General features: G+C 66.7%; 7 protein-coding genes and 1 pseudogene. 3 read left to right on the top strand and 5 right to left on the bottom strand.

All coding sequences use genetic code 11. The features are described from left to right. The 3 genes and pseudogenes from BM536_RS41020 to BM536_RS45180 all read left to right on the top strand — a co-directional run. Positions 1–256: hypothetical protein (locus tag BM536_RS41020; RefSeq protein WP_158086594.1), on the top strand; the 256-nt coding region annotated here is incomplete at its 5' end. Positions 257–484: 228 nt separating this feature from the next. Continuing rightward, a pseudogene (locus BM536_RS45185) lies at positions 485–571 on the top strand (hypothetical protein); the annotation flags it as partial. Between the two features lie 194 nt (positions 572–765). After that, on the top strand, positions 766–1,257 hold the full coding sequence (locus tag BM536_RS45180) for a helicase associated domain-containing protein (protein WP_425444731.1): 492 nt from the start codon (positions 766–768) through the stop codon (positions 1,255–1,257). A gap of 605 nt (positions 1,258–1,862) precedes the next feature. Here the strand turns inward: BM536_RS45180 and BM536_RS40605 are convergent. From BM536_RS40605 to BM536_RS38440, 5 genes are all read right to left on the bottom strand, one after another. Next, positions 1,863–2,282, bottom strand: a complete 420-nt coding sequence (locus tag BM536_RS40605; protein WP_143651148.1) for a hypothetical protein — start codon at positions 2,280–2,282, stop codon at positions 1,863–1,865. Between the two features lie 214 nt (positions 2,283–2,496). Further along, positions 2,497–3,021, bottom strand: a complete 525-nt coding sequence (locus BM536_RS38455; RefSeq protein WP_073499879.1) for an RNA polymerase sigma factor — start codon at positions 3,019–3,021, stop codon at positions 2,497–2,499. Then, complete coding sequence (locus BM536_RS38450) at positions 3,018–3,305, bottom strand: hypothetical protein (protein WP_073499881.1); 288 nt, start codon at positions 3,303–3,305, stop codon at positions 3,018–3,020. Before BM536_RS38450 ends, BM536_RS38455 begins: the two co-directional genes overlap by 4 nt. Positions 3,306–3,681: 376 nt before the next feature. Next, the gene (locus BM536_RS38445; RefSeq protein WP_073499882.1) at positions 3,682–4,371 is read right to left on the bottom strand and encodes a helix-turn-helix domain-containing protein; all 690 of its coding nucleotides are present in this window, start codon (positions 4,369–4,371) and stop codon (positions 3,682–3,684) included. Between the two features lie 11 nt (positions 4,372–4,382). After that, entirely contained in the window at positions 4,383–4,670 is a 288-nt protein-coding gene (locus BM536_RS38440) for a hypothetical protein (protein WP_073499884.1), read from the bottom strand. Positions 4,671–4,812 lie beyond the last annotated feature (142 nt).

Below are 4,812 nucleotides of genomic sequence, written 5' to 3'. Positions count from 1 at the left end.
CCAGGTCGTCAAGTACGCCCACGACTACGGGCAGCACACCGCCTACCTCGTCATCTACAACATCACCGACAAGCTCCTCGAACTCCCCACCGACGGCACGCCCGGCGCCTGGCCGCCCTACACCGAACTCTCCGGCGTCCGCGTCTACTTCGTCCACGTACGCGTCCAGCCGCCCACCACCACCGCCAGCAAGGCCGGCAAAGCCACCCGCGTCACCCTCACTCACGCCGATCTCACCAACCCCGACACCACCTGACGCCGTCCCACCAAGTAGCAACCCACCGGAACTGCACGACGCGCGATCAACCTGCGCACACCCCGTACCCGCAGGTCAGACAGACACACACCGCCCAGCCCCACACTCCGGGCACCCCCAGACACCGCGAACATCACCCAGAAGAACTGAGAAACCCCAGCTCGCAGCCACAGCAACAACTCAGAAAGACTGGGCGGTGACAGCATCGCACAGCTGGACAAGCTCGGCATGATCTGGTCGCACTACGACGTCGCCTGGGAAGAGGGCCTGGCCGCCGTTCGAGGGTGGGCCGCCGAACACGGGCACCTCCTGGCCCCCCTGGACGCCACCTACCAGGGATACCGGGTAGGGATCTTCCTGAAGAACGCGCGGCCGCGGCCCGGCGAGCACAGGAGAACGAGCAACGGCGCGCCCAGGGCCTGCCCGTTCAGTCAGCGGCCGGGGCACTGTCGGAGGAGCGGCGCGAACAGCTGGAAGAGATCGACCCGGCCTGGTGCCCGGCCTGGCCCGTGGAATGGCAACGCTGCTTCCACCTCGTCCGCCAGCACCTCGAGGCCGGTGGCGAGCTGCCCATCTCGCCGGGCCAGGTCGTGCACCAGGGCGAAGACCTCGGACGGTGGGCGCGGGCGCAGCGCCTCGGGTGGGACGAGCTCACCGGCGTGCAGCAATGGATGTGTGAGCACATCCTCGGCATCCAACCGGCCACCGACGAGGAGAAACCCAAACCGCGGACCAGCCAGGCCGACAAATGGGCCATGAACTACGCCGCCGCCCAGCAGTACTACCGGCGCGAAGGACACCTGCGCGTACCGAGGCAGCACATCGAACGGATCGCCGTCGGCCACGACGGGAGCGGCGGCAGCGGCAGCGGCAGCGGCAAGGACCACGAGGTCCGGGAGCTGAAGTTGGGCGCCTGGATCAGCAACCAGCGCAGCAGAGCCGCGACACTCACCCCCGAGCGGATGGAACAGCTGTCCGCCATCGGCATGCGATGGGCATAAGCATGCTGCCTTCGCGTACGTAATGCGTACGTAGGCCGTACATTAGGCGTACACGCGTAACGCCGGTTCCTCACCCGCCAAGGGCCGGCCCGTTGCTCCTGGTGGTGCCGGCGGGTGCGGAGCCGGGGGTGTGCGCGCCGGCGGTAGGGCTGGCGGGCGTAGCCGGGCAGCGCGGCCAGGAACCTCCAGGCGGTTTTGCCGTACCCGAGCGCTTCAGGATCGCCCTGACCGGCTCCCTGGTGGCACCGGCGATAGCGTCCGCCGTGTGGCCGGAGCGTGTGCGCCTGTCGAGGCATGACAACGCCTCCGTCGTTCACAGGGCTGCCAGGACGAAGGCCTGACGGCTGGCCCGCGCCCGGCCCTCGACGGGGACAGGAGCACGGCGTCGAACCGTCGTTGGATGAGGCGTGAGTGTTCGTCGCCCCTACCGCAGTGGCGGCCCCACCCCCTGCGGACGTGCTGGGCCCAACGCAGTGGCGGCCCACCCCCGCGTTCGCGGGGAGGGCCGCCACCTCAACGAGTCGTCTGGCCTTCCAGCGTGAAGGCCTCATGGAAGCTGATCTATAGAAGCTCTCCTGTGGGTGGGGGCGTGAGGCGCTGTCGTGTCAGCACCGTGGTCCGCCGGTCGTGTGGTCCAGGTGGGTCAGGAAGTCCTCGATCTCGCGGACCAGATTCTGTGATCCCTCAGGCATTCGGACGCCAGCTTCTCCCAATGCGGAATCAAGTCTGTCCGCAATGAGAAGAGGCGGGCATGCGAATGCGCTCACGAATGAACGGAATGCTTCATCAGTTTGTTCTCTCTCTTGCCCGCAGCATGCCGATAGTTTTTCTTCATTCTCGGCATCGAGGACATGGAGATAGTCCAGTGCATCCTGATCACCCTTGAGAGCTGCTTTTTCCCACCAGCTTCGCGCTTCATCATCCCTGTCCAGGAACTCAAGGATTTCTGCTACGCGACGTGTTTCCTGTGGTGTTGCGGAGTCATCGATTTCCTTTTTCAGGAGAGAGTGCAGTTCACGGCGCACACCGAGTCGATGATTTCCGATTCCAGGGTTTTCCGGGCTGGGGGCGGGGGCCGGGGGCAGCCCGAAGGCTGGCCCCCCTCCGCCTGAAGAGGGTTCTCGCCGATCCGAGAACCCTTGGAAACTGCCTGCTCGGAACCTTCGAGCAGCAGCCAGAGGGCGAGGAGCCGGATGGCTCCCCGCTCCTCGGGGTGGTGCGTCCAAGCGGACAGGTGCGTCATACGGTTACCTCCTCGCTGTGTTCGTTGATGGACTTCTTCAGGTTGTTGGCGGCGGCTTTGATGTAGCGCTTCACCGACTCCTCCTTAATCTGGAGGCGCTGTGCAACCACGTCAGGGCTGAGGTCCTGCAGAATGCACAGGGTGATGACCTCGCACTGCCGTTCAGGGAGGCTTTTGACGAGTTCGTCGATGCCTTCCTTAATCATTTCGTAGGCGGCTTCGGGGACTCCGATGCCTGATTCCTTTTCGGGCAGTTCATGTACGGGAACCATGACCATCCGCTTGTTGCGGCGGAACTGGTCGATGACCGCCCGCTTCACCGCGGTGCGGCCGTAGGCGGTCAGGGAACCCGTACCGGCGGTGAGGAAATCCCACCGCCGGTACATGTTCAGGTAGACGTCCTGCACGGCGTCCTGGGCGCTGTGCAAGTCGCCTGCCTGGGCCCGGGCCAGTCGGGAGAACGCCTCGATGGTCTCGAGGACGAAGGACTCGAAGTCCGCTCCCAAAGCGGCCTCGCTCACGCAGCCTCCCGCGTGGCGATGGCCCGGTGGCCTGCCGGGTCGGCTGCGTCCTTGCGGAACAGCCACGCCGGCCGTCCCTGCTCGAAGCGGGCCGCGGCGCCGCCGTCGGGCAGGGACTGCGCCATCGCGACCATGGTGGCGCGCTGCTCGCGCTCCGACCGGGTCTCGATGTGCGCCTTCACAAGCATCTCCACGACGCCCTTGGCGCGGCGCATCGCGAAGAACAGCAGGACCAGCACGGGAAGTGATACCCCGCCCGCTCCCACCCAGTACGACCAAGTCATCGACCAGGCCTTCCAGTAGTGACGAACTCGTTGATGAAGACACAGGGCCCTCATCCCTTACACGCCGCAGGGGGCCCGGATCCGGATGCCGGAGACCAAGTATTTTTCCCAACTGCCCCCGCCACCACGTCCGTCGCAGTGTTTCCGCAGGTCACAGGGCTGACGGGGCTGGGAAATCGATTCGGTCCGGGACGAGGATCCGTGGTCGAACCGACAGGCTGCCCTCCTTGCAGGGGCCAAGGAGCGGTCTGTGGGGGCAAGGCGTGGGCTCCGTCGTCCCCGCGGGGCTCAGCTTGATGCCCGGTGCCGTCGGCAGGCCCGCGCTGGGGTGCAGGCCCTGCACTGTGTGACCGGGGCGGTATTTCGACGACCGCCTTCAGATGGCGGAAACTGACAGCTCGCTGGTGACGCTGGGCCTATGGCCCGCGTTGCTGGCCGGCTGGCGTTTGCCCGCCGGGAAGCGGCCTGCCAGAGGAGCCAGCCCGTCCGGATGGGCAAGGCACTTGGCCAGGGCTTGTGACCACAGGTGGTGGCGACGTTCGGGTTCTTCGCACGCATCGAGGAAGCCCGCGAGCTGGCGATGGGTCGTCGGCACACTGCGGGCTTTGATGATCCGGTGCGCGGTGCTGTGGGGCAGCGTGCCCCAGTCGCCGGCTCTCTTCTCCATTTCCGCGGCCGAGGGAAAACCCGCATAGGCATGGAGGTCGCGGAGTGCTCCGCTGAAGTCTCTCCAGTCGCGCACGTACTCGGGGCGGGCTTCGGCGTAGGCGCGCCCTGGGCGCTCTTGCGCGTAGCGGGCTCTCTTCCACAGGCGGACAGCGCAGTCAGTGCTGATATCCCGATCGAGGCCGGGTGGGACGCATGCCTGGACGTAATCCTCCACGACGGTGCGGCGCGGCACCTGCCTGCCCGAGGCCGCCCGTTTGAGGGTGGCGCAGGAGGAGTCCGCCCAGGCGGCGAGCTCGGCGAAGCCAAGGCCTGTCCTGGCGTGGAGTTCACGCAGGTACTTGGCGAGCTGGGCCTGCTCGTAGAGGGTGAAGTCCAGCGGTGTCTGGGGTCGGGCCATGGCAGGTTGCCTCAGCGTTCGTCGGAACTGGCGCGGTAGGCCTGCATGAACCGGGCCAGACGCCGGCCGGCCCTGGTGGGCAGGACCACGCCGGCGACCGCTGCGGTGCCGATGGCGCCGGCGCCGCACAGCAGAACGAGGATGTCCTGCACCTGCTGGCCGTCAAGAGCAAGCACGGCGGCGGTGATGACGAAGGCGATGATGACGGCTGCGTGTGCCATGCCGAACGGCGGCGTGGCCGCAACGTCGGCAGAGCTCCGGGTGGACGTCGCGGAGGGAACGGCGGTTTCCTTGGCCATGGGACACGGCTCCTTGTACGCGGCGCCCGGCGGCCACGGCCGCCGGGCGGGTGCTACGGCTCCAACTAGGCAGTGTCTTCAAAGAGTCCTGATGGGGGATCATGTGGTGCATGGTGCGTCGTCATGAGCTGTCGGATCTGGA

It is taken from the genome of Streptomyces phaeoluteigriseus (assembly GCF_001896135.2).
GTDB classification, from domain to species: Bacteria; Actinomycetota; Actinomycetes; order Streptomycetales; family Streptomycetaceae; genus Streptomyces; species Streptomyces phaeoluteigriseus.
This window is presented reverse-complemented; position numbering and strand designations above follow the sequence as displayed.

Bases quoted from the DNA above. Each gene is read 5' to 3' on its own strand.
- BM536_RS38450 (WP_073499881.1), bottom strand. From the start codon at position 3,305: ATGACTTGGTCGTACTGGGTGGGAGCGGGCGGGGTATCACTTCCCGTG.
- BM536_RS38445 (WP_073499882.1), bottom strand. From the start codon at position 4,371: ATGGCCCGACCCCAGACACCGCTGGACTTCACCCTCTACGAGCAGGCC.
- BM536_RS38440 (WP_073499884.1), bottom strand. From the start codon at position 4,670: ATGGCCAAGGAAACCGCCGTTCCCTCCGCGACGTCCACCCGGAGCTCT.